Here is a 1,097-nt window from a genome sequence, read left to right on the forward strand (position 1 = left end):
GGCACGATCGTCAAGGACGAGGGCGAGGGCGGCAAGCAGCTCGCCGAGTTCCTCGCGAGCCAGAAGTTCATCTAAGGGTCCGCCGGCCCGCAGAGGCTCAACACCCCTTCCGCCCCTCAAGACTTCGCACTTTCGCAGGAGAACAATCCCATGGCTGAAGTTCTCGTCTACGTCGACCACGTGGACGGCGCCGTCCGCAAGCCCACCCTGGAGCTGCTGACCCTGGCCCGCCGCGTCGGCGAGCCGGTCGCCGTCGCGCTGGGCAACGGCGCCGCCGACACCGCCGCCGCGCTCGCCGAGCACGGCGCGGTCAAGGTCCTCACCCACGACGCGTCCGAGTACGCCGACTACCTGGTCGTGCCGAAGGTCGACGCGCTGCAGGCCGCCGTCGAGGCCGTCTCCCCGGCCGCCGTCCTGGTCCCCTCCTCCGCGGAGGGCAAGGAGATCGCCGCCCGTCTGGCGCTGCGCATCGGCTCCGGCATCATCACCGACGCCGTCGACCTGGAGGCCGGCGACGAGGGTCCGGTCGCCACCCAGTCGGTGTTCGCGGCGTCGTTCACCACCAAGTCCCGTGTCGCCAAGGGCACCCCGGTCATCACGGTCAAGCCGAACTCGGCCGCCGTGGAGGCCGCTCCGGCCGCCGGCGCGGTCGAGGCCCTCGCGGTGACCTTCTCCGCCGCCGCGACCGGCACCAAGGTCACCGGCCGCACGCCGCGTGAGTCGACGGGGCGTCCGGAGCTGACCGAGGCCGCGATCGTGGTCTCCGGCGGCCGTGGCGTCAACGGTGCCGAGAACTTCGGACTCATCGAGGCGCTCGCCGACTCCCTCGGCGCGGCCGTCGGCGCCTCGCGTGCCGCCGTCGACGCCGGCTGGTACCCGCACACCAACCAGGTCGGCCAGACCGGCAAGTCGGTGTCCCCGCAGCTGTACATCGCCTCCGGCATCTCCGGCGCGATCCAGCACCGCGCCGGCATGCAGACCTCGAAGACGATCGTGGCGATCAACAAGGACGCCGAGGCCCCGATCTTCGACCTGGTCGACTACGGCGTCGTCGGCGACCTCTTCGACGTCGTCCCGACCCTGACCGAGGAGATCAA

General features: G+C 71.5%; 1 protein-coding gene. It reads left to right on the plus strand.

Annotation, left to right across the window (positions count from 1 at the left end; genetic code table 11):
- Window positions 1-150 precede the first annotated feature (150 nt).
- On the plus strand, window positions 151-1,097 hold a 947-nt coding region (locus ACFU95_RS51050), incomplete at its 3' end, for an electron transfer flavoprotein subunit alpha/FixB family protein (protein ID WP_383844831.1).

Source organism: Streptomyces sp. NPDC057623, from assembly GCF_042800355.1.
Taxonomy (GTDB): Bacteria; Actinomycetota; Actinomycetes; order Streptomycetales; family Streptomycetaceae; genus Streptomyces.